This window comes from Pseudomonas sp. GW821-FHT04C07, assembly GCF_059420325.1.
On record NZ_JBWKTM010000002.1, the window covers coordinates 288,909 to 310,311 of the forward strand.

The 21,403-nt window shown below is 59.0% G+C and carries 21 protein-coding genes and 1 pseudogene; 12 read left to right on the forward strand and 10 right to left on the reverse strand.

What is annotated here, in order from left to right; translation table 11 throughout:
• Nucleotides 1–24: 24 nt before the first annotated feature.
• A complete protein-coding gene (locus tag AC07UI_RS04905) occupies nt 25–888 on the reverse strand; it encodes a universal stress protein (protein WP_494991420.1) in 864 nt (287 codons plus the stop codon).
• A gap of 227 nt (nt 889–1,115) precedes the next feature.
• Here AC07UI_RS04905 and AC07UI_RS04910 point away from each other — a divergent pair, with 227 nt between their 5' ends.
• The 4 genes from AC07UI_RS04910 (at nt 1,116) to AC07UI_RS04925 (ending at nt 7,628) form a co-directional block, all read left to right on the forward strand.
• On the forward strand, nt 1,116–1,754 hold the full coding sequence (locus tag AC07UI_RS04910; RefSeq protein WP_494991421.1) for a MiaE family protein: 639 nt from the start codon (nt 1,116–1,118) through the stop codon (nt 1,752–1,754).
• Between the two features lie 236 nt (nt 1,755–1,990).
• Nucleotides 1,991–3,355, forward strand: a complete 1,365-nt coding sequence (locus AC07UI_RS04915; RefSeq protein ID WP_494991422.1) for an efflux transporter outer membrane subunit — start codon at nt 1,991–1,993, stop codon at nt 3,353–3,355.
• On the forward strand, nt 3,352–4,554 hold the full coding sequence (locus tag AC07UI_RS04920; protein ID WP_494991423.1) for an efflux RND transporter periplasmic adaptor subunit: 1,203 nt from the start codon (nt 3,352–3,354) through the stop codon (nt 4,552–4,554). The genes AC07UI_RS04915 and AC07UI_RS04920 overlap by 4 nt, the downstream gene beginning before the upstream one ends.
• On the forward strand, nt 4,551–7,628 hold the full coding sequence (locus AC07UI_RS04925; RefSeq protein ID WP_494991424.1) for an efflux RND transporter permease subunit: 3,078 nt from the start codon (nt 4,551–4,553) through the stop codon (nt 7,626–7,628). Before AC07UI_RS04920 ends, AC07UI_RS04925 begins: the two co-directional genes overlap by 4 nt.
• Nucleotides 7,629–7,784: 156 nt before the next feature.
• On the opposite strand, the gene AC07UI_RS04930 is transcribed toward AC07UI_RS04925, so the two are convergent.
• The 7 genes from AC07UI_RS04930 to AC07UI_RS04960 form a co-directional block, all read right to left on the reverse strand.
• Nucleotides 7,785–8,273, reverse strand: a complete 489-nt coding sequence (locus tag AC07UI_RS04930) for a GFA family protein (RefSeq protein ID WP_494991425.1) — start codon at nt 8,271–8,273, stop codon at nt 7,785–7,787.
• Between the two features lie 161 nt (nt 8,274–8,434).
• Entirely contained in the window at nt 8,435–9,052 is a 618-nt protein-coding gene (locus AC07UI_RS04935) for a DNA-3-methyladenine glycosylase family protein (protein WP_494991426.1), read from the reverse strand.
• Between the two features lie 5 nt (nt 9,053–9,057).
• Nucleotides 9,058–9,870 carry an isocitrate lyase/PEP mutase family protein gene (locus tag AC07UI_RS04940; RefSeq protein WP_494991427.1) on the reverse strand — a complete coding sequence of 271 codons (813 nt, stop codon included), beginning with the start codon at nt 9,868–9,870 and terminating at the stop codon, nt 9,058–9,060.
• A gap of 60 nt (nt 9,871–9,930) precedes the next feature.
• Nucleotides 9,931–11,013 carry a bifunctional transcriptional activator/DNA repair enzyme AdaA gene (locus AC07UI_RS04945; RefSeq protein WP_494991428.1) on the reverse strand — a complete coding sequence of 361 codons (1,083 nt, stop codon included), beginning with the start codon at nt 11,011–11,013 and terminating at the stop codon, nt 9,931–9,933.
• 80 nt (nt 11,014–11,093) lie between these two features.
• The gene (locus AC07UI_RS04950; RefSeq protein ID WP_494991429.1) at nt 11,094–12,134 is read right to left on the reverse strand and encodes a DMT family transporter; all 1,041 of its coding nucleotides are present in this window, start codon (nt 12,132–12,134) and stop codon (nt 11,094–11,096) included.
• A gap of 34 nt (nt 12,135–12,168) precedes the next feature.
• A complete protein-coding gene (locus AC07UI_RS04955; RefSeq protein ID WP_494991430.1) occupies nt 12,169–12,789 on the reverse strand; it encodes a LysE family translocator in 621 nt (206 codons plus the stop codon).
• A gap of 536 nt (nt 12,790–13,325) precedes the next feature.
• The gene (locus AC07UI_RS04960) at nt 13,326–13,544 is read right to left on the reverse strand and encodes a hypothetical protein (RefSeq protein ID WP_494991431.1); all 219 of its coding nucleotides are present in this window, start codon (nt 13,542–13,544) and stop codon (nt 13,326–13,328) included.
• Between the two features lie 679 nt (nt 13,545–14,223).
• Here AC07UI_RS04960 and AC07UI_RS04965 point away from each other — a divergent pair.
• The 5 genes and pseudogenes from AC07UI_RS04965 to AC07UI_RS04985 form a co-directional block, all read left to right on the forward strand.
• A pseudogene (locus tag AC07UI_RS04965) lies at nt 14,224–14,331 on the forward strand (LysE family translocator); the annotation flags it as partial.
• Nucleotides 14,332–14,359: 28 nt separating this feature from the next.
• On the forward strand, nt 14,360–14,581 hold the full coding sequence (locus AC07UI_RS04970) for a hypothetical protein (RefSeq protein ID WP_494991432.1): 222 nt from the start codon (nt 14,360–14,362) through the stop codon (nt 14,579–14,581).
• 14 nt (nt 14,582–14,595) lie between these two features.
• The gene (locus tag AC07UI_RS04975) at nt 14,596–15,018 is read left to right on the forward strand and encodes a DUF2000 domain-containing protein (protein ID WP_494991433.1); all 423 of its coding nucleotides are present in this window, start codon (nt 14,596–14,598) and stop codon (nt 15,016–15,018) included.
• Nucleotides 15,019–15,227: 209 nt separating this feature from the next.
• Nucleotides 15,228–15,848, forward strand: coding sequence for a LysE family translocator (locus tag AC07UI_RS04980; protein WP_494991434.1), 621 nt, complete (start codon nt 15,228–15,230; stop codon nt 15,846–15,848).
• 149 nt (nt 15,849–15,997) lie between these two features.
• Entirely contained in the window at nt 15,998–16,585 is a 588-nt protein-coding gene (locus AC07UI_RS04985) for a LysE family translocator (RefSeq protein ID WP_494991435.1), read from the forward strand.
• Nucleotides 16,586–16,692: 107 nt separating this feature from the next.
• On the opposite strand, the gene AC07UI_RS04990 is transcribed toward AC07UI_RS04985, so the two are convergent.
• Both AC07UI_RS04990 and AC07UI_RS04995 read right to left on the reverse strand, forming a co-directional pair.
• The gene (locus AC07UI_RS04990) at nt 16,693–17,526 is read right to left on the reverse strand and encodes an AraC family transcriptional regulator (RefSeq protein ID WP_494991436.1); all 834 of its coding nucleotides are present in this window, start codon (nt 17,524–17,526) and stop codon (nt 16,693–16,695) included.
• A 37-nt stretch (nt 17,527–17,563) separates the two neighbouring features.
• On the reverse strand, nt 17,564–18,067 hold the full coding sequence (locus AC07UI_RS04995) for a VOC family protein (protein WP_494991437.1): 504 nt from the start codon (nt 18,065–18,067) through the stop codon (nt 17,564–17,566).
• Between the two features lie 276 nt (nt 18,068–18,343).
• On the opposite strand from AC07UI_RS04995, the gene AC07UI_RS05000 reads away from it, so the two are divergent.
• From AC07UI_RS05000 to AC07UI_RS05010, 3 genes are all read left to right on the forward strand, one after another.
• Nucleotides 18,344–18,535, forward strand: a complete 192-nt coding sequence (locus tag AC07UI_RS05000; protein ID WP_494991438.1) for a hypothetical protein — start codon at nt 18,344–18,346, stop codon at nt 18,533–18,535.
• A gap of 195 nt (nt 18,536–18,730) precedes the next feature.
• Nucleotides 18,731–19,186, forward strand: coding sequence for a (2Fe-2S)-binding protein (locus AC07UI_RS05005; protein ID WP_494991439.1), 456 nt, complete (start codon nt 18,731–18,733; stop codon nt 19,184–19,186).
• Between the two features lie 50 nt (nt 19,187–19,236).
• On the forward strand, nt 19,237–21,402 hold the full coding sequence (locus AC07UI_RS05010; RefSeq protein ID WP_494991440.1) for a xanthine dehydrogenase family protein molybdopterin-binding subunit: 2,166 nt from the start codon (nt 19,237–19,239) through the stop codon (nt 21,400–21,402).
• Nucleotide 21,403 lies beyond the last annotated feature (1 nt).

A 21,403-nucleotide genomic window follows, 5' to 3' on the forward strand; every position in this document is an offset into this window, starting at 1 on the left:
CCCTCGCCACAGGTGATCATCACCTCAATGCTTCAACGCCACTTCCTCCAGGTGGTCCATGATCTGGTCCGGCTTGAGCACCAGTACGTCGCTTTCCAGCGAGTCGAGCACCACTTCCGCGGTATTGCCAATCAATGCACCTGACAATCCGGTACGCGCCACGGTACCGATGACCGTGACCGATGCCTGCAACTTGTGGGCAAAGTGTGGAATCAATACGTCTGCCGGGCCTTCTTCGATATGCAAATGGTCGTCATCAATGTCGAACTCGGCCTGAAACGCCTTGCACTGCTCGCGGTAGCGGGCTTCGATGGTTTCCTTGAGCTGAAACACTGGATCGGCCGCCGACAGCATCGGTGACGGATGGGCGCTGATGACATGCAACTGCGCCTTGGCCAGGCTGGCGATGTCAAAGCCGTGATCGACGATGCTGGCGTGCAGGTTGCGGTGTTCGCCATCGGTATTACCGACGTCGATGGCCGCCAGAATGGTTCCGCCAGTCCAGGGGGTGGAGGTCTTGACCAGTAACACCGGAGTCGGGCAATAGCGCAGCAGTTTCCAGTCCGCCGGGGTGAGCAGGGCCTTTTTCAGCGGGTTGTCGGGGTAATGCTGCTTGACCACCAGGCCGCAGCCTTCGGCCTGCTGCACGTCGATAATGGTTTCGTGCAGGCTTTCATTCCACGCCTGTTCGGTGGTGACGCTGTAGCCTTCGCTCAACAGGCTGCTCTTGAGCACGCTCAGGAGCGCCGAGTGTTCATGCTTCTTGTCGCAGACCAGCAAATGCAGGTGCGCCTGGGTCACTCCGGCGATCAGCTTGGCGCGTTTGAGTGCGAGACTTTCCGAATGCTCGGGCTCAATGACCACCAGGATGCTGCGAATGGCTTGCATGATCGGGATCTCCAGAAGGTGATAGACGCTACGTTGCACAACTATAGTTGCTGTGCGCTGACTGTGATGTTGACGCACATCAAGTCGGCCGGCTGGTGGTCTGCGGCCCGGCCGGTATAATCAGCGCCCTTCGCTGTGAACCTTTCTTTCGTGAGCCTCATGTTACCGATCCTTGAAGTCGCTGCCCTCCTGCCTTGCCACGCTCCTGAACGTACGGAAGTGTCCCTATGATTTTTCCGGAAATTCACGAGTTTTTGGGTTGCCGCACCCCGGACGGTTGGGTCCAGGCCGCGCTGGCGGATCAGCAAACCCTGCTGATCGACCACAAGAATTGTGAGTTCAAGGCGGCCAGCACTGCGCTCAGTCTGATCGCCAAGTATCACGCCCATGTCGATCTAATCAACCTGATGTCGCGTCTGGCCCGCGAAGAGTTGGTCCACCATGAACAGGTCATGCGGCTGATGAAAAAGCGCAAGATCGAGCTGCGCCAGCTCTCCGCCAGCCGCTATGCATCAGGGCTGCGCAAAGTGGTGCGCAACCACGAGCCGGTCAAACTGGTGGACACGCTGGTGGTCGGTGCCTTTATCGAGGCTCGAAGCTGCGAACGCTTCGAAGCGCTGGTGCCGCATCTGGATGAAGAACTGGGCAAGTTCTACTTTGGCCTGCTGAAAAGCGAGGCCCGGCATTTTCAGGGCTACCTGAAGCTGGCTTACCAGTACGGCGATGCCAAGGACATTGCCCAGGTGATCGACAGGGTCAGGGTCACCGAGCAGGAATTGATCGAGTCACCGGATACCGAATTCCGCTTCCACAGCGGGATCCCACCGCTCTCATCGGTACCTGATCTTTCGGGCGAGTCGACCTGACGGCTGTATGGCGGCCGGACTCGCAGTGGTACAGCCGTTGGGCTTGGCTAAATTAAATTTTAGGTTCAGGGGAACGCTCTGCTAGGTGCCCATTGTTATCTTCGCGCCATTCGTGGTGGCCAAGCCACACAGGCTTTGCCGGAGATGATCAGTAGATGCCCGTCGTTACGTTACCTTCGTCTTTCAGACCGTCCTCAGCCTCGCTTCGACTTTCCAAACGGCTGACGCTCCTGGGCATGCTGTTGTTGAGTGGTTGCTCGCTGGTGCCGACCTATCATCAACCCGCATTGGCAGTTGCGCCGGCGTGGGCCGGTGCGGCCTCCAGCGCCCCGGCAGCGGGCGGGCAGTGGTGGACAGAGTTTCACAGCCCGGAGCTCGACGCTCTGATTGCCCGCGGTCTGGATCACAATTACACCCTGCAAGCGGCTCTAAGCCGAATCGATGAAGCCCGTGCTTCGGCCCAGGTGGCGGGTGCCGCGCAATACCCGGCAGTGGCTTTGGGCGGCAGCTATCAGCGGCAGAACGGTAGCTCGACGAGCCAGACACGCAGCGTGTTTGCCCAGGCGTCCTATGAGGTGGACTTCTGGGGCAAGCACCGGGCAACGGCTGACGCAGCTCAAACGCTGGCGCAAGCGAGCGCTTTCGATGCGCAGACCTTGCGCATGACCTTGGGAGCGTCGATTGCCGACAGCTATTTCCAGGTGCTCTCGCTCGAAGAGCGGCTGCGTCTGGCTCAGTCGATTGCCGACGACGCGCAACAAGTGCTTGAGTTGGTCCAGGTGCAAGCCAGCCAGGGCGCGGTTTCCAACCTTGAGGTCGAGCAGCAACGCAATGCCCGACAAACCTTTCAGGCCGCGGTGCCGGCCCTGCGCCAGCAACGCGATCAGGCGCTGTATCAATTGGCGGTACTGGTCGGCGCTGCTCCACAAGGATTCACCGTGTCTCAGACCGACCTGGACCGGTTCGACGTACCAAAGCCTACGCTTGGATTGCCGATCGGCCTGCTACGTCAGCGGCCGGATATCCAGTCCGCCGAGGCACGCCTGAAATCGGCCAATTTTGATGTCGGTGTGGCGCGAGCTGCCTTTTTACCCAATTTATCGCTGGATCTGATGGGCGGCCTCGACACCCTGGCTGGAGGACGGATCTGGAGCGTGGTCGGTACATTGGCCCAACCGGTGTTCATGGGCGGCCAACTGAACGGCCAATTGCACTTCGATCAGGCTCATGTCCAGGAATTGACGGCCAGCTATCGGGAGTCGGTGATCGAAGCCTTGCAGGATGTCGAGACGCAGTTGAGTGCTGCCCATGAACTGGATCAAGCCTATGAGCTGAACCGCGCTGCAGTGGCCTCGGCCCGTGAGGCCGCGAGGTTGGCGCAGGTTCGTTACCGTCTGGGCTCGACCGACTTCCAGACACTGTTGGTCGTGGAGCGTACCCAGTACCAGGCCGAAGACACGTTGCTGCAGGTGCGCCTGCAGCATTTGCAGGCCGCAGTCGGCCTGTTTCGCGCACTGGGCGGTGATTTCACGGCTGCCGCCATCTCGTCTAACACCATGCCCACTCCGTCTTCTTCAGCTCTTCAGGCCACACGCCCATGAACGTCCCACTCGTTTCGCCTCCTTTTCGCCGCTGGTGCCATGCCGGACTGCTCATCGTCCTGCTGGGCGCCGGGTGGGTGATCAGCACCCCATGGCGCGCATCCGCCGAACCCGCCAAACCGGCGGACAGTGCGGTGCCGGTGGTCATGCAGCAGGCCCGCCAACAAGATTTGCCCATCTGGCTGGATGCGATCGGCAACGTCCAGCCGCTCAACACGGTGAATGTGCGGGTAAGGGCCGATGGCGAGTTGCAGAAGGTGCTCTTCAATGAGGGCCAGATGGTCACTGCTGGCAGCCAACTGGCGCAGATCGATCCGCGGGTCTATCACGCTCAGTTGGCGCAGGCCCAGGCCGTGGTCGCCAAAGATCAGGCGCAACTGGCCAATCTGCGCGTCAGCCTGGATCGGGCCAGTAAACTGGCTGCGGCCAAGGCCGGTCCGACCCAGGATGTCGATACCTATCGGGCGCAGTTGGCCGCGCAGCAAGCCAGCGTACAGGCGGATCAGGCCGCGCTGGAGAATGCGCGTCTGCAACTGGGATTCACCCAGATCCTCGCACCGCTGACCGGGCGCACCGGCCAGCGTCTGCTGGACGTCGGCTCGATTGTTCATGGCACGGACGCGACGGGGTTGGTGACCATCACTCAAATGGACCCGATCTCGGTGGCCTTTGCCGTGTCCCAGGATGAGCTGTCCGAAATCCTTGAAGAGACTGCGCGCCAGCCCTTGCAGGTGGTTGCCATGAGCCGTGATGGTCGGCAACAGATTGCCAGCGGGCACCTGAGCTTCATTGATAGTCAGGTCGCTGCCGCCACCGGCCAGATTCAGCTCAAAGCCCAATTCGACAATGCCGATAACAAGCTTTGGCCCGGGCAGTTGGTCAACGCCCGCCTGTTGCTCAATACCCAGCGCAAGGCAACCGTGGTTCCGGCCAACGCGGTCCAGTTAGGACAGAAGGGCAGTTTTGTTTATGTGGTCAACGCTGATCAGCGAGTAGCGCCGCGACAAGTCCAGGCGGCGGCCGTGGTTGATGGCCGGCAATGGATTCGTGCAGGGCTGGAACCGGGTGAAACGGTCGTGGTGCAAGGGCAGTCGCGTATCGCACCGGGAGTCAAGGTGTCTGCGGTTCAGGCTGATCCTGCGCAAGTCGATACCTCCGTATCGATTGCCTCCAGCAACGGCGTGGAGGGAGGGCGATGAAAGCCTTGTCCGGTTTGATCCAGCGACGTGTCGGTTTGGGCTTGCTGGCGTTGGGGGTGATGCTGCTGGGAAGCTTCGCGTATTTTCAGTTACCCGTAGCGCCGCTGCCGACCGTGGATTTCCCGACGATTCAGGTCACCGCAAAACTCTCCGGCGCGAGTGCCGAGACTATGGCGACTTCCGTGGCGACACCATTGGAGCGTGCTTTCTCGACAGTCCCTCAAGTCACATCCATGACCTCGTCCAGCGCCTCGGGGAAAACCCAGATCGTGCTGCAGTTCGATTTGTCCCGCAACATTGACGGCGCCGCCCAGGATGTCCAGTCGGCGATCAATACCGCCAGCGCCAGCCTGCCCAAAAGCATGACCAGTGCGCCGACCTTCAACAAGGTCAACCCGGCCGAGTTCACCGTGCTTTCGTTGGCGCTGACTTCACCGACTCGCACGCTGCACGAACTGGATCGCTATGCCGACAATTACCTGGCTCAGCAATTATCGCAGGTGCCGGGCGTTGGTCTGGTGGACTTTCATGGTGAACAGAAACCCGCTGTGCGCATTCAGATCGACCCGGATGCCCTGGCAGCTCGCGGCTTGACACTGGAGGACGTGCGTAGCGTCATCGGTCTGAGTACGCTCGACCAGCCCAAAGGGAGCCTGGACGGTGCCAGCCGTAACGTGACCCTCAACACCACCGACCAGCTGCTCGACCCGCAGGGCTATCGCGACCAGGTGGTTGCCTACAAGAGCGGGATGCCGATCAAACTGGGCGACCTTGGCCGGGTGATCGACGGTGCCGAAGATACCCAGCAGGCGGCGGCCATCGGCGGGGAGCCGACGATCATTGTCGACATCCATAAACAGCCGGGTTTCAACGTGCTGGCGACCATTGCAACGATCAAGGCGCGTCTGCCGTCGTTGACGGCATCGTTGCCCCGTGACGTTCAGGTTCAGGTGGTGGGCGATCGCACGCAGACGATTGAAGCGTCGGTGCATGACGTGCAGTTCACGTTGTTGCTGTCCATCGCGCTGGTCGTGGTAGTGATCTTTGTGTTTCTGCGCAAAGCCACCGCGACCCTGATCCCGAGCCTGACCATTCCTCTGTCACTGGTGGCGACCTTTGCGGTGATGTACTTGCTGGGTTATAGCCTGGATAACCTGTCGATCATGGGGTTGGCGATCGCGGTGGGATTCGTGGTCGACGACGCCATCGTCGTGATGGAAAACATCGTGCGTCACCTGGAAATGGGCAAGTCACGGCTGCAGTCGGCGGTCGATGGCTTGCGTGAAGTCGGTTTCACCATCGTCTCTATGACGGTTTCGCTGATCGCGGTATTCCTGCCGATTTTGTTGATGGGAGGGATCGTCGGACGCCTGATGCGCGAGTTCGCGGTCACGGTCAGCGTGGCGATTGTCATGTCCTGCATCGTTTCGCTTACGGTGACGCCAATGCTCTGCGCGTGGCTCTTGAAACCCCACGCCGAGGACCGCCCCGGGCGATTCGCGCAGGCCTGTGAAGCGGGGTTCACACGCTTGCATGAGGGTTACCGACGCAGTCTGGATTGGGTACTGGAGCATCAGCGCCTGACCCTGGCAGTCGCGCTGGCGACACTGGTGGCGACGGCTGCGCTGTATGTCTACATCCCCAAAGGCTTTTTCCCACAGCAGGACACCGGGCTGATTCAGGGCGTCGCCGAGGCGGCGCCGGATATTTCGTCGCAGGCAATGCGCGAGGACGTCGCGCGCCTGACCGATATCATCGGTCAGGACCCGGCAGTGGCCAAGGTCTATTTCTGGATCGGACCCAACCCGACGATCAGCCAGGGCAAGGTGATGATCAACCTCAAGCCCTTCAGTGAACGCACCGCCAGCGCCCAGCAAGTGATCGCCCGACTGCAACCGCAGCTTGATGCGGTGCCTGCTATCAAGCTGTTCATGCAGGCCAACCAGGACATTCAGATCGGTGGTCGGGCGAGCAAGACCCAGTATCAATATACCCTCCAGGACCCGAACAGCCTTGAGCTGGACCACTGGAGCGCGGTTCTGTTGGCGAAGTTCAAGACGTTGCCACAGTTGCAGCATGTCACCTCCGATCAGCAGCACGCCGCACCCCAGGCGACACTGGTGATCGACCGCCCCACGGCGGCACGGCTGGGTGTCACCGTCCAGGCTATCGATGACGTGCTTTACGATGCGTTCGGGCAGCGACAGATCGCCACCATGTTCACCCAGCTCGATCAGAATCATGTGATTCTCGAGCTCGATCCGCGCTGGCAGTTGTCGCTCGATACGCTTGCGCATCTGTACGTTCGTTCAGCCGCCGGCGATAGGGTGCCGTTGAACCTGTTGGCCAGCGTCAAGAACGAGCTGGCGCCGATCGTGATCAACCATCAGGGGGTATTCCCGGCCATCACGCTGTCGTTCGACCTGGCGCCGGGTCAAGCCCTGAGCAACGCCGTCGCGGCAATTCAGCAGGCCTCGCTGGATGTCGGATTGCCGGATAGCGTCCGTGGGAGCTTTCAGGGAACCGCCCAAGCGTTTCAGGATTCCATCAAGTCGCAGCCGTGGCTGGTGTTGGCCGCGATTCTGACGGTCTACATCGTCCTGGGTGTGCTGTACGAAAGCGCCATCCATCCGTTGACGATCATCTCCACGTTACCCTCGGCAGGCTTCGGCGCCTTGCTGGCATTGATCATCTGCGGTCAGGATCTTTCAGTCCTGGGCATGATCGGGATCATTTTGTTGATCGGGATCGTCAAGAAAAACGCCATCATGATCGTCGATTTCAGCCTGGCGGCCGAGCAGCAAGGGATGAGTCCCCGCGATGCTGTGCGCGAAGGTTGTCTGTTACGGCTGCGTCCGATTCTGATGACTTCTCTGGCTGCCTTGCTGGGAGCGGTACCGCTGGCTTTTGGTCATGGTGCCGGCTCTGAGTTGCGACAACCGTTGGGGATTGCCATCGTCGGCGGGCTGGCGGTGTCACAACTGCTGACGCTGTACACCACCCCAGTGGTCTACCTCTGGTTCGATCGTTTTCGCCGTCGTAGCGAGGTCGAGCACTCGCTGGTCAAGAGTTAAAGGTTCACAAAGGATGTGGTGAGGGCGCAGAGCCTGTAGGAGCACGGCTTGCCGGCGATGGTGTCCTCGAGATTGCCATCGTCGGAACGCCGCCCGGACCAATCGAGCGTCGAGCGGCTGCTCCTACAAAAAGCCATCTATTTCAAGCGCAACGGCTTATCGGTTCAAACCAAGCCGCTCATGCCACTGGGCGATGGATTCTTGCGGGTAGACCTCGAATTGCTGGTCGCCGGGGTGCGCCTGGACTTCAACCCAATCGGCTTTTGAGCCAAGCATCAGATGCGTATGTTCCGGCGGCACCGGCAGCGGTGTGTTGATGGCCGAGGCAAACGAGTGGATCAGCTCCGGCCACTGCGGGCTGAACAGCCACAGCGCACTACCGCAGAGCTTGCAGAAGTGACGCTCGGCGGTGCTGCTGTGGGCGCGGCGATCACCTTCATCCTTGAGTCGGGCGTGATAGATCGCGACGTTTTTGCGGCCGCGGACTTTCAGGCTGTTGGCGTCACCGCCCAGATTGATCGCATAACCGCCACCCCCCTGAGTCTTGCGACAGATCGAGCAATAGCAGCGCTGGTAAGGGTAGGGGTGTGCACTGCTCAGGCTGAACGTGACCGCACCGCAATGACAGGAACCTTCGAGCTGCATGGGAACCTCCGGCTGTTTTTGGACGTACTTAGGACAGCCTAGACCTTCAGCACCCTTCGACCGGCACCAGAATCGCGTCGCCGGTTGCCAGTTGTGGCTACTGTCAGATCTGACAGGGGCACAGCAGTTTCCGATCAGCGGTTATGCGACCTTCGTCGCTTTCATTTGTTCGGCACCCGCCACAAATACCAGGCCGCCGTCGTCCGATACGGACTCCACCACAACCCCATCTCGATCATCTGCTTGCGCGTCGGCTGCACCTCCAGCCCCTTCAACCGCCGATAGCCCTCGCGCACGCCAAAATCATCGGCCGGCAAAATATCCGGCCGTTCCAGGCTGTAAATCAGCAGCATCTCAACCGTCCAGCGTCCAACCCCGCGCAAGGTAATCAACCGCTCGATCAATGTCTCATCGTCCATGGTCAATGCCGTGGCGTAATCCGGCACCACACCACTCAACGCCGCCTCAGCAATCCCCTGAATGGTCGCGATCTTGCTGGCCGAAAACCCGCAACTGCGTATCTGGTCAATCCCGGTTGCAATAATCTGCTCAGGCCTCGGAAACGCGCCCGAGGGAAACAACGCCAGCAACCTCCCGACAATCGCATCCCCGGCCTTGGCATGCAGTTGCTGGTAGGCAATCGCCCGCACCAGCGACTCATAAGGATCGCGCGCCGGATGGGGCTGATGCAGGCAAGGGCCGATGGCGGCAATGTGGCGCCGCCAGTCGTCATCGATGGACGACAGAAACTCGGTCGCGGGCAGATAGGGATCGAGCATCGCGATCAGGCTTTCCCGGAGGGTTTGAGCAGGGCGTTCACTTCGCCATAGGTGAAGGCCTTCAGGTGGCTGCTGTCGAGCTTGCCGGTTTGCAGAAAGCTTTTAGCCAGCCCGGCCATGGCGCCGTAAAGAAACTCGGCGATGCCCGATCCTGCACTCAAGCGGCGTACGCCGAGGGTTTTGAGCTCGTCTGGCGACGGCAGGCCGGGTAATCCGAGTACGTTCACCGGTAGCGTGGTGCCCTGGCAGAGCGCCGCAATTTCGTACTCCGCGGTCACGCCTGCGGCGAACAACCCATCGGCGCCAGCGGCTTGATACAACGCCGCACGCTTGAGCGTTTCTGCGACGCGATCTTCGGCGGGCACCAGACCCTTGAGGTAGACGTCGGTGCGCGCATTGATGAACAGCTTCACATCGCGGCGCCTGGCAACCTGACGAGCGATCCCGATCTTGCGCGCCAACAGTTCGGGCGGTGAGGCGCCATCTTCGATGTTGATCCCGACGGCCCCGGCGGCGATCACCGCATCGATCACATCGGCAACCCGTGCCAGGTCATCGGAATAACCGGCCTCGATGTCCACGGTCAACGGCACGCAAATCACTCGGGCAATGGACTCGACGGTCGACACCAGGCGTTCGAGGGGCAGGGTGTTGCCATCCGGATAGCCATGAACCCACGCCACAGCCGCGCTGCTGGTGGCAATGGCTTTGCTGCCCAATTGCTCCACCAGCCGCGCCCCGGCGGCATCGGCGACGTTGGTGAGGATCAGCAAACCCTCGTGGTGCAGCTGGTGAAATTGATTGTCGAGCGTTTCCATCGGATGTCCTTCCCTTATGACTTTGTTGATATAGACGGGGTTGAAATAAACGGGGAGCGATCAGAACGCGAGTTGTTGAATGACCTGCACCTTGGCCTTTTCCAGCCTAAGCAAAAACGCCTTGCGCGGTTGTCCTCCACCATAGCCTGTCAACGAGCCATCTGCACCGATCACCCGGTGGCAGGGCACGACAATCGAGAGACGGTTATGCCCGTTCGCCAGGCCCACGGCACGACTGGCGCCGGGTTTGCCCAGCAACGCGGCGATGGTGCCGTAGGTGCTGGTCTGGCCATAGGGAATTTTCGTCAGTTCGGCCCAGACCTGCCTGGCGAAATCGCTGCCCGGCAAATGCAGCGGGACCTTGAACTCGGTCAGCTTGCCTGCGAAATACTGCGCCAGTTCATTTTCGATTTGTCGCAAGTAGGCGTTGTGCCCTGGCGCCACGGCATAGCTGTAGCGGTTTTGTAGTGCTTCTACCTCCCGGGTCAACGCGGGTCGATCGAGGAATTCCAGGAGCACCAGCCCACGGCGCTCGGCCATGGCGATCATCGGCCCCAGCGGTGTGGTCAGGCGGGTGAACAGCAGTGGCTCGCTGTTGGCGGCGCGGCCGGGGGTGATATGGAAGGACTTTTGAAACGCGTCGCGGAAACCGCTCAGGGATTCGTAACCCGAGTCGAACGCGACGTTATCAATGGAATTGCCCTGTTTGATGCCGCCTAACGCCATGCCGAGGCGCCGGGTGCGCAGCCAGGCATGGAAGGTCATGCCAAAATGTTGTTTGAACCAACGCCGCAGCTTCAGCGGCTCGATGCCCTTGGCCAGTAACTGGGCATCGGTCCAGCGCTGGTCGGGGTCGGTATCCACCGCCGAGAGCAGCTTTTGCACCCAGTCCGGTGCGATGGCCGCGGCGTCCAGCGGCTTGCAACGCAGGCAAGCGCGATAGCCCGCCGACATCGCCTCGTCGACATGGGCGAAGAACTCGACGTTTTCCGGCTTCGGCTTGCGCGCTGTGCAGGTCGGGCGACAAAAGATGCCGGTGGTTTTGACCGCGGTAAAGAACACCCCCTCATAGGCGGTGTCTCGTTCGAGCATGGCGCGAACCATCTCGGTATGGGGCGGGAGTAGGGTGTTTTTTAGGTTCATGGACACGAGTCTAGAGTGACCGGCGCTGAGCCTCCACCGGAAAATCGACAGCGAATTCCGGCTTTTGCTTGAGCGTGACCTCAGTGCTTGTGCCGGTGATGAATGTCTGGAAAGTGCGGATGGCTGTGGCGGATCGGCGCATGGTCATGTACGTGGCTGTGGGGCTGCGTTCCATCCCATTCAAACGAATGCTCGTGTTGATGGTGCTCGTCGTGAACATGACGGTGTTCGTGCGTGAGCGGGTCGTGTTGGTGATCGTGGGCATGGCTTTCGGTGAGATGAATCCAGACACCTGTGCCCATCAACAAGGCCGCCGCCCAGAACGTGAAGGACACAGGCTCGCCCAACATCAAAATCGAAATGGCTGCGCCCAGAAACGGTGCCGTAGAGAAGTACGCGCCGGTGCGTGCGGTGCCAAGCCCTCGAAGCGCCAGAACGAACAGCACCAGGCTGATGCCGTAGCCCAGAAATCCAACGATGAGCGTGGGGCCAAGCACGGAAAAATCTGGAAGTTGAGCCCCCAGGAAAAGTGCCAGAGAACAGTTCACCAGACCGGCGATCAAGCCTTTGATACCAGCAGTAAAAAGAGCATCCGAGGCAGAAACCTTGCGCGTCAGATTGTTATCGATAGCCCAGCAAGCACAGGCCAAAGCGACAGCCAATGGCCCAAGCCACTCATAAGACCGGGTTGTACTCTGCGGCCACGCCAGGACGAGGCCTCCGGCAACGATGGCGAGCATACCCGCCACGATCCGGCGATCAGCATTCTCTTTGAAAACGACCCACGCCAGTAACGCTGTCAGTACGGCTTCCAGATTAAGCATGAGTGACGCTGTCGAGGCTGATGTTCGGGTTAAACCAAACATCAGTGCGATCGGGCCAAGAACACCACCAAAAGCGATCGCACCGATAAGCCACGGCCATTCTGACGGCGTAAGACCGGTTTTTTGCCAACGGCGGTCGCGGATAAACCTGACGACTGTCAGACCAATGCCGCTACCCAGGTACAGGAGGCCGGCGAGCAGGATCGGGGAGAGATTCAGGCCTAACAGTTTGGCGAGTGGTGTACTCGCACCAAATAGTGCGGCGGCCGCCAGTGCGTAGAAAATGCTGATGTTCATTCAACTGCTACTCCGAGTCTAACGCTGGAATTTCTCAAGCCCGGCGGGCCATCAGCAACACCGAAGCAGCACCCGACAACAACCCGGCGCAGCAGCGGTTGAATATCCGCTTGCCGCGTGGCTCGGCAAACCAGCGGCGCATGTGCAAGCCCATGTAGGCGTAGGCGCTGATGGCGATCCATTCCAGGCACAGGAACAACGCACCGAGCACAGCGAACTGCGGTGTGACCGCTTGTGTCGAGTCGACGAACTGCGGCAGGAAGGCGGTGAAAATCAGGATCGCCTTTGGATTGCCGGCAGCCACCAAAAATTCTTGCCGCGCCAGAGCCAGCACGCCGACCGGCGCTTTCACCGCCTCGGTTTCGGTTTCGGGACTGGCGCGCCACAACTGCAGCGCCAGGTAAAACAGATAGGCCGCGCCCAGAATCTTGATCCCGTAGAACAACAGTTCCGAGGTCTGCAGCACCACGGCCAAACCGGCCGAGGCGAGGGCGATCATTCCGGCAAAGGCCAGCAGGCGACCCACCCCGGCGACGCAGGAGGTGCGATAGCCGTAGCGGGTCGAGTTGCTCACCGAGAGCAGGTTGTTCGGACCGGGGGCCATGTTCAAAGCGAAACAGGCGGGAAGAAATAAGGTGAGTGTTGCGAGATCCATGATGGGCTCCATGGGATATTTTTATTTCAGGCAGTGTGGCTAATGCCAGTCAGTCAAGACATTACGCGGACAGTAGCAGCTGGCGAAGCCTGCGTCCGGCTGCGCAGCAGTCGTAAAACAGTCACTGCGGTATTCCAGACAAATCGTGGAAGCAGGATTTGCGACGGCTTCGCCGCCGGACGCAGCCTTCGGCAGCTGCTACGGGGGGCAGTGCTGAACCTGAAATTCCTTAACTGACTGGCATTAGGCAGTGTGGCTGCATTGTGCCTTGGATTCAGGTGTCACCCGCAGATGCAGAGAGTGTATGTGATGTGTCGGGGAACAATCAGCCTCTTTTTCAGGGTGGCGATATCGCCAAAACGAGACCAGGATTGGGGGATCTGCCCCGTAAACGGGGGCAAGGGGATTGTCTTGTTCCTGGGTGTTTGTCTTCCTTCATTCAAAAGAAAACCTATAAAGCCTGCCCCCAAGACTTTATAGGTTGTCAGTCAATACAGCCTTTCAGGTCCCGCTCTTGTCATCTCCAGGCTCACCGCCTACATGAACGCCCCGATCATCCCCAAGCTCGCCTGCTGCGTGAACACCGTGGTCATCTCCAAGCTCGCCGGCTGCGTGAATGCCGTGGTCATCGCCAGGTTCGGCATGACTTCCATCGCGGCCAGAAGCCGAACTCCCTGAGTGGCCTTCGCCGGCATGACCATCGCCATGCCCGCTACCACTTCCACCACTGTGGCCTGCGCCGCCCCCATCACCATGGCCGCTGCCACCCTCCCTGGCATAGGCACTCGAAAATCCAGAAATTGTGTCAGGTACCAGGACGGTTGATATCGATAAGATTGCGCCGATAGCTAATGCCAATAAAGGCTTTGTGATAAGCATATTGACCTCCAACTTGACTCCCAGGATAGGAAGCCCGATGGGAGAGGGAGCAAATCACAGGCCAACTGCTGGATCGACTGCTGATACCCCGGCAAGGCTTACGCCTCCCCATCCATTGTAAAAAAACCATGCTGATAGCGAGCGTCTGCCTCATCCCGGAGGTGGCGCCACCGGGAGAAGACAGGATGTCTATTGCTCGACCTGCTGCCTGGCAGTCACCCGCTGGTGTGAAGATCCATACAGCCAATGGGCGTACAGCGCGCTATAGCAACGCTGACACCCGGTGACCAACGCGCTGCGCGTTATGCCATTGACACTAACCTGATACTTGAGGCCGGTTTGCTCGACATTGGTAATGTTTGCGTCGTGTTTTGACTGCCAGCCATGTTGTGTCACTGGCGGATGAAGAAACGGCGGGAGCGATCATCCCGGGAAAGGTCAGCAGACGACCCGTTCATACCGCACTCCCGGGGGGCATTTTTCTTCAATACAGGCATGGGAGCGCTCTTTATCCTGAGTGCTGGAATTACCCAACTGACTTGAAGAAGGTACGTGATGAGTTTGATTATCTCCATGGCCGCGTTTGCCCTGGCCTCCTCGATTAACCCTGGACCGGCCAATATCTTCGCCTTATATCAACGAAATATTGGGCCGGGCTTGCGGCAGGAATGTAAGTCGGCGCAAACAGGTTATGAACTTTGTGGTAATGGGGTTGTTTGAAACTCAAGAGACACTCTCTGCGTTTCTGATTCAACCCAACCATCTGCAGGGTGTGATGAAGTGGCAAAAAATTGCCAGTTGGCAAGTAATTGATATCGACATCGGCAGTGACACTACAAAGTTTGCCGGGCTGCTCGATGGTTGGGCTGACTTCAGTGTGACAAAGCTCAAAGAACTGAAGATTTATTGTTAGTTGTGGAGGATTCAATGAATTTCGATGCTGCCGTTCACAAATGCGTAATTGTAGTCGACAAAGCACTGGGGCTGGGACATGCGGCCAATGCCGTCAGCGTCATCGGCGTCAGCCTGGGGCGTTCGGTAGAAGGTCTGGTCGGACCTGACATGCAAAGCCGTGACAATGTTAATTACCCCGGAGTCATCTACGCACCGTTGCCGATTCTGCTATCCACCAATGAGTATTTGCAGGCGCTTCAAGAGAAAGCGCTGGCGGATGATGAAATCCATACCATGCCATTCAGCGCGCTGGCGCAATCCTGCAAAACTTATCAGGAGTATGAGACGCGTATCTCCGAGGCCGATAGTTCAGCCATAGAATTGGTTGCCATTGGCTTGATCGGGCCACAGAAAAAAATCAGTAAGTTGACCGGTAATCTTTCGCTGTTTAAATGACAAGGAGGTTGTAGTGTGCGCTTTATTCAAGCCTGAACCAGGGCGTGACGATCTTCAAGCCGGTCGGATTAGCTATGCAGGATCTGGTTTTTTCCCGGGAAGTCGTCAGGCAGTGGGTCGCTGCATCCTGTTGAAGCCGTTGATAACCTTGCTTGCCGGAAGCGGAAATCATCGAGCAATACAATAATAAATTACCTGAGGAAAGCGACATGCTCGATTTGACACAAGTACTTACCTATTCGGCAGCGCTGGGCATCGCGGCCGCCATTCCCGGCCCCGGCATGGCGGCGCTGGTGGCGCGCAGCGTCAGCGGTGGCGCGTTGTCGGGCTTTTGTCTGCTGTTTGGGTTGATTCTCGGCGATCTGACCTACCTGTCATTTGCGGTCTTTGGTTTGGCGATGATCGCCGAGCACTTCAATGCGTTGTTCCAGCTGGTACGCTGGGCGGCGGCGCTGTACCTGTGCTATCTGGCCTGGCAGTTCTGGTTCGCCAACCATCAGGCTATCGAAGTCGGCAAGCAGGTGAAGAAGAAGGAGCTGCTGTCGGCGGCGATATCCGGTCTGACCATTACCCTGGGCAACCCGAAGACCATCGCCTTCTATCTGGCGTTGTTGCCGCTGGTGATCAACCTTGAGACGGTCTCGTTGCAGACCTGGGGGCTGATGCTGGTGCCACTGACCATTCTCGTTCTGCTGGGCGTTGGCGCGCTGTTCATTGTCGGCGCGGTGCGCATCCGGCACCTGCTGTCGAGCTTGCGAGCGCAACAGCGGCTGTTCCGCGGCGCGGCGGCGATCATGGTAGCGGCTGCCGCGGCGATGCTGATTCGTTGAGGCCCTCAGTGGCCGTGGCTGCGCCCTGCAGTCAGCAGGCGAGCCATCCATACCGCACTCCACGGGGGGATTTTTCTTCAATACAGACATGGGAGCGCTCTTTATCTTGAGTGCTGGAATTACCCAACTGACTTGAAGGAAGGTATGTGATGAGTTTGATTATCTCCATGGCCGCGTTTGCCCTGGCCTCCTCGATTACCCCTGGACCGGTCAATATCGTCGCCTTGAGCTCCGGCGCGCAATTTGGTTTTCGCGCCAGCCTGCGGCATGTGGCCGGCGCGACGCTGGGTTTCGTTTTGTTGTTGGTGCTGATGGGGCTTGGCCTGCATGAAGTGCTGGTGCTCTGGCCAGCATTGACGGGTGTGGTGCAGTTGGCCGGGGTCGCATTTCTGTTGTTCATGGCCTACAAGCTGGCCGTTGACGATGGTCGGCTGAATGCCGGAGATGCCGACAGGGCGCCGTCGATGTTCTACGGTGCGGTGATGCAATGGCTCAATCCGAAAGCCTGGCTGGCCTGCGTGGCGGGGATGGGGGCGTTTGCTGCGAATGGAGAAGCGTCGTTGATCTGGAAATTCGCCGCGGTGTATTTGGTGGTCTGCTATGTCTCGGTGGGGTGCTGGGCTTATGCGGGGACTTTTCTGCGTCACTACTTGAGCAACCCCAAGGGCATGCGGCTGTTCAATCGGTTGATGGCGTTTCTGTTGGCGGCGAGTGCGGTTTATCTGTTGTTGCCGTAAAGCAGAGAGGATCCTGTAAAGGGCTATTTAATAGCCGAGCACGGACCCTGTGTTGAGGAGGGCTCGCCACAAGGCTTGTGCTGTATTTGTGAGGCCATGAGGGGAACTCAACCGCGATATTGCCCCGGCGTCGCCGCCAGATGTTGCTTGAACGCCCGCTGAAAATGCGCCTGATCGGCAAACCCGGCTTCCAGTGCGACATCGGCAATCAATTTGCCGCTGCGCAGTTGCGCCCGGGCGAACTGGATACGCCGATTCACCAGAAACGCATGAGGGGTCATACCGTAGTGCTGCTTGAAGGCACGGGTCAGGTAGGAGGCCGATAGCTGCGCAGCCTCACAGATGTCATCGAGCTTCAACGCCAACGTGCAATTGTCCCGAATGTACTCTGCCGCCCGTTCGAGCTTGAGGTTGATCTCACGGCCCAGGAGTTCAGAGGGGTTGAGTCTTTGCTGCAAGTCAGAGAAAAACGCCACTGCGCTGTTGTGTTTTTGCAGTGGTTCGGCCTGTTCGTCGATCAGTACCTCATACAGCCGGTTCAGCCCTGCATACAGGCTGGCGTCGGTGGTATGGGTGGTGGAGAAAGCCCGAAAGTCCAGCTCCGGACTGAACCCCAGCGTGTGCTGAAGATCGGTCAGCCAAGGCGTGTCGACGTAGAACATGCGATACGACCAGGGCTGATCGTCGATCGGGTTGCAGGCGTGGACATCACCGGGATTCATCAGCACTACGGTACCGGCGCTGACCCTCAGGTGACTGTTCTCATGAATGTAGGTGCTTTGCCCTGCGGTAATTGCACCAATGGAAAAGTGCTCGTGCGAATGTCGGGCGTAGCAGACCTCGCGGCCGTCCGCGATGGAGCGGACTTCGATAAAAGGCAAGGCTTCGTCACGCCAGAAGCGTGGCGCCTTGTCAGCATCTTTCGCAGGGTTATGGGTCATCGTCGGGCGTCCATCGGCAGGCCAGCTCTAGAGTGTATTAGCTCTGACCGGCAAAGGCTTGCTCGAGTGCGGCAATATCGATTTTCTTCATCTGCAACATGGCTTGCATGGCCCGTTGGGATTTTGTTGTGTCGGGATCTTTCATCATCTGCATCAGCACGGTCGGAACAATCTGCCAGGAAACGCCAAATTTATCCCTGAGCCAGCCGCACTGCTGGGCTTGTTTGTCACCGCCTTCAGACAGGGCGTTCCAGAAGTGGTCGACTTCATCCTGGGCCAGGCAGTTGACCTGGAACGAAATGGCCTCGCTGAAGGTGAACACCGGTCCGCCGTTCAGGCCGGTAAAGGTTTGACCGTCCAGCTCAAAACTGACAGTCATCACCGAACCTTCGGGCCGGCCATGAAGCTCGAAACCGGCTTTGCCATAGCGAGTGATAGCGGTGATTTTCGAGTGATCGAAGAGTGAGCAATAAAACCCGGCGGCGGCTTCGGCCTGGTCGTCAAACCACAGGCATGGAGTGATCTTTTGAATGCGTTGCATGGCGGTTCTCCTTTTCGGTAGTCACGGCGCAATAACAGCGTAGCCCCCCGATAGTCGTCCGGCCGCGCCGTAGATCGACAATTATGTCCTGATCTGGAAAATGAGAATGCTTCAAGATGCAGTCTAAATGACTGCATATGTGGTCATTAAGACCAATTATGCTTATGGTCATATTGACCATTGTTGTCTTAAGTGGCTGATACATATGGTATTTAAACTTGGCGCGGGACTTGATAGGTCAACAGTACAACTGAACCATTTCAGGAGTACGCCCAAGTGTTTGAATTCTTCAGCTCCCCTCAGAATGTCCTGCAACTATCGAGCAAGGTCCTTGGGCTCGGTGTGGTCCTGCTGTGCACCGGCGTCATCGGTGCCTATGGTTACGAAGGTCAACTCGGGATCGTGACGCTGGTGTCCATGCTGTTTCTTATGCGTTACACAGGGATTTTGTTCGGGCCTCGGCTATAAGGAAATTGATGGGTGTCAGCAAAGGGCGGCTTCGAAAGAAGCGGCCCTTTTTCGTGACCGGTGGTCGCTGAAAATGAACCGCTTGGCAAAGTGCGCTTAGCTCTATGGATAACCCAATGCGCGCGTAGACCGGGTCGGCCACAGCGTCGCAGCTCAAGGACCCCGTGAGTCCTGTCATCGGCATGAGGGATAACCATGCTTACGCTCAACATCAACGGCAAAGCGCAGCAGTTCGACGTCGCCGATGACATGCCACTGCTCTGGGTGCTGCGCGACGTGGCACACCTGACTGGCACCAAGTTTGGCTGCGGCATTGCGCAATGCGGTGCCTGCACCGTGCATGTCGATGGCGCGCCGTTGCGCTCCTGTATCACCCCGGCCTCGGCGGTGGCCAAAGGGCAAAAAATCCTCACCATCGAAGGCCTGTCGAAAGACGGCTCGCACCCGGTGCAGCGGGCCTGGGCTGAGCTCGATGTGGTGCAGTGCGGTTACTGTCAGTCCGGACAAATCATGTCGGCAGCAGCCTTGCTGGCGAAAATTCCCTCGCCGAGCAACCGCGATATCGATCAGGCCTTGTCGGGGAATATCTGTCGTTGCGGTACCTATCCACGTATTCGCGCTGCAGTGAAGCGCGCGGCCGAGCTCGGCTGAAAAGCCGCGGTGCGCCGTTGGCACGTACTTGTGGACCTGGAGGCTTGGCGATGAATCGCGTGATAGAGACTTCGCGGCGTAACTTTCTCAAAAGCACAGTACTGATAGGCGGAGGCCTGGTCGTGGCCTTTGTCATTCCCGGGGCCCATCGTTTCACCCAGGCTGAGTCAGGGACGGACAGACCTTTTGCGCCCAACGCCTTTCTGCGCATCGCCAGTGATGGCAGCGTCACGGTGCTGCTGGGGCATTCGGAAATGGGTCAAGGCATCTGGACCGGGTTGTCCATGCTGATCGCCGAGGAGCTGGACGCCGATTGGTCGAAGATTCGCGTCGAACATGCTCCGGCAGCGGCGGTTTATGGCTTGCCGGCCTTTGGCGGGATGCAGATGACCGGTGGCTCGACGTCCACCTGGATGGAGTTCGACCGTTACCGTCTGGCCGGAGCGACCGCCCGGATCATGTTGATCGAGGCGGCTGCCAAACGCTTTAACGTCGCGCCCTCCGAAATTCGTACCGAGCAAGGACAGGTCATTGCCGGTGATCATCGGGCCAGTTATGGCGAGTTGGCCAATGACGCCGGTCAGCTACCGCTGCCGGATCCGGCCTCGATAAAGCTCAAGGAGGCGAAAGACTGGAAAGTGATCGGCAAGCCGACCAAACGTCTCGACACCCCGGAGAAAATCACTGGGCGGGCCCGGTTCGGCATGGACGTGCAGTTCGACGGGCTGCTGACGGCGATGGTCGCTCGTTCGCCGGTGTTTGGCGGTACCGTCAAATCCTTCGACGGCGCAGCAGCCATGGCCGTACCAGGGGTACGCAAGGTGGTGCAGGTGCCCACCGGCGTTGCGGTGGTTGCCGAGCATTTCTGGGCGGCGAAACTGGGCCGTGATGCACTGAAGGTCGAATGGGACCTGGGGCCCCATGCCGATCTGGACAGTGGGACGCTACTGGAAACATTTCGCAAGTTGGCCACCACGCAAGGCGTGTCTGCGACCCAGGCTGGCGATGCGGCTGGCATCTTGGCCAAGGCGGTGAAAACCGTCGTCGCCGAATACAGCGTGCCGTACCTGGCCCATGCGCCCATGGAACCGCTCAACTGTACGGTCAAGCTCACTGCGGACAAATGCGAAATCTGGACTGGCACTCAATTCCAGACCATGGATCAGCAAACTGCAGCGAAAATCACTGGCCTCAAGCCCGAGCAAGTCGAGATCCATACGACCTTTCTGGGCGGAGGTTTTGGCCGGCGAGCCAACCCGTCGTCGGACTTTGTCAGCGAAGCGGTGCAGGTGGCCAAAGCGGCCCAGGCACCGGTCAAGACTGTCTGGGCCCGCGAGGATGATGTGCGCGGCGGTTACTACCGTTCGGCGTTTTTGCATCAGGCGCGTATCGGTCTTGGTGCTGATGGGCTACCGATTGCCTGGAAGCACGTGGTGGTGGGGCAGTCGATCATGGCTGGCACACCGTTCGAAGCAGGTTTTGTAAAGAACGGTATCGACGGTACGTCCGTCGAGGGGCTGGCCGACGGGCCTTATATGAAAGGTCTGGCGAATCATCAGGTGGATCTGCATTCACCGAAAACCGGGATCCCGGTGTTGTGGATGCGTTCGGTGGGGCACAGTCACACCGCGTTTGTCGTGGAGTCGTTGATCGATGAGCTGGCCACTGCGGCCGGTAAGGATCCGGTGGAATACCGGCGAATGTTGCTCAAGGACCATCCGCGGCATTTGGGCGCGCTGAATCTGGCGGTGGAGAAGGCCGGGTGGGGAGCGCCCCTGCCTGAGGGACATGCGTTGGGGGTTGCCGTGCATGAGTCGTTCGGCAGTTACGTCGCTCAGGTGGCCGAAGTATCTCAGGACAACCTGGCGATCCGTGTACATCGGGTTGTCTGCGCCGTGGACTGCGGAATTGCGGTGAATCCGGCAAGCATTGCTGCGCAAATGGAGTCCTGCATCGCCTTTGGCCTGAGTTCGACCTTGCACAGCAAACTCACGATCAAGGCGGGACGCGTTGTGCAGTCCAACTACCATGACTATCAGGTGCTGCGCCTGAACGAAATGCCGCTGGTCCAGGTGCATATCGTGCCCAGCAGCGACAAGCCCGGAGGCATCGGTGAAGCCGGTGTACCGCCCACGGCACCGGCGGTGGCCAACGCGGTGTTTGCCTTGACCGGTCAACGCTTGCGCGAATTACCGTTGCGCCTGGCAGGGGTTTGAG

Bases quoted from the DNA above. Each gene is read 5' to 3' on its own strand.
- AC07UI_RS04990 (WP_494991436.1), bottom strand. From the start codon at position 17,526: ATGACCCATAACCCTGCGAAAGATGCTGACAAGGCGCCACGCTTCTGG.
- AC07UI_RS04930 (WP_494991425.1), bottom strand. From the start codon at position 8,273: ATGCAGCTCGAAGGTTCCTGTCATTGCGGTGCGGTCACGTTCAGCCTG.
- AC07UI_RS04995 (WP_494991437.1), bottom strand. From the start codon at position 18,067: ATGCAACGCATTCAAAAGATCACTCCATGCCTGTGGTTTGACGACCAG.
- AC07UI_RS04940 (WP_494991427.1), bottom strand. From the start codon at position 9,870: ATGGAAACGCTCGACAATCAATTTCACCAGCTGCACCACGAGGGTTTG.
- AC07UI_RS04955 (WP_494991430.1), bottom strand. From the start codon at position 12,789: ATGGATCTCGCAACACTCACCTTATTTCTTCCCGCCTGTTTCGCTTTG.
- AC07UI_RS04975 (WP_494991433.1), top strand. From the start codon at position 14,596: ATGAATTTCGATGCTGCCGTTCACAAATGCGTAATTGTAGTCGACAAA.
- AC07UI_RS04920 (WP_494991423.1), top strand. From the start codon at position 3,352: ATGAACGTCCCACTCGTTTCGCCTCCTTTTCGCCGCTGGTGCCATGCC.
- AC07UI_RS04925 (WP_494991424.1), top strand. From the start codon at position 4,551: ATGAAAGCCTTGTCCGGTTTGATCCAGCGACGTGTCGGTTTGGGCTTG.
- AC07UI_RS04910 (WP_494991421.1), top strand. From the start codon at position 1,116: ATGATTTTTCCGGAAATTCACGAGTTTTTGGGTTGCCGCACCCCGGAC.
- AC07UI_RS04935 (WP_494991426.1), bottom strand. From the start codon at position 9,052: ATGCTCGATCCCTATCTGCCCGCGACCGAGTTTCTGTCGTCCATCGAT.
- AC07UI_RS04945 (WP_494991428.1), bottom strand. From the start codon at position 11,013: ATGAACCTAAAAAACACCCTACTCCCGCCCCATACCGAGATGGTTCGC.
- AC07UI_RS05010 (WP_494991440.1), top strand. From the start codon at position 19,237: ATGAATCGCGTGATAGAGACTTCGCGGCGTAACTTTCTCAAAAGCACA.
- AC07UI_RS04905 (WP_494991420.1), bottom strand. From the start codon at position 888: ATGCAAGCCATTCGCAGCATCCTGGTGGTCATTGAGCCCGAGCATTCG.
- AC07UI_RS04950 (WP_494991429.1), bottom strand. From the start codon at position 12,134: ATGAACATCAGCATTTTCTACGCACTGGCGGCCGCCGCACTATTTGGT.
- AC07UI_RS04960 (WP_494991431.1), bottom strand. From the start codon at position 13,544: ATGGTGATGGGGGCGGCGCAGGCCACAGTGGTGGAAGTGGTAGCGGGC.
- AC07UI_RS04985 (WP_494991435.1), top strand. From the start codon at position 15,998: ATGAGTTTGATTATCTCCATGGCCGCGTTTGCCCTGGCCTCCTCGATT.
- AC07UI_RS04980 (WP_494991434.1), top strand. From the start codon at position 15,228: ATGCTCGATTTGACACAAGTACTTACCTATTCGGCAGCGCTGGGCATC.
- AC07UI_RS05005 (WP_494991439.1), top strand. From the start codon at position 18,731: ATGCTTACGCTCAACATCAACGGCAAAGCGCAGCAGTTCGACGTCGCC.
- AC07UI_RS04970 (WP_494991432.1), top strand. From the start codon at position 14,360: ATGAACTTTGTGGTAATGGGGTTGTTTGAAACTCAAGAGACACTCTCT.
- AC07UI_RS04915 (WP_494991422.1), top strand. From the start codon at position 1,991: ATGCTGTTGTTGAGTGGTTGCTCGCTGGTGCCGACCTATCATCAACCC.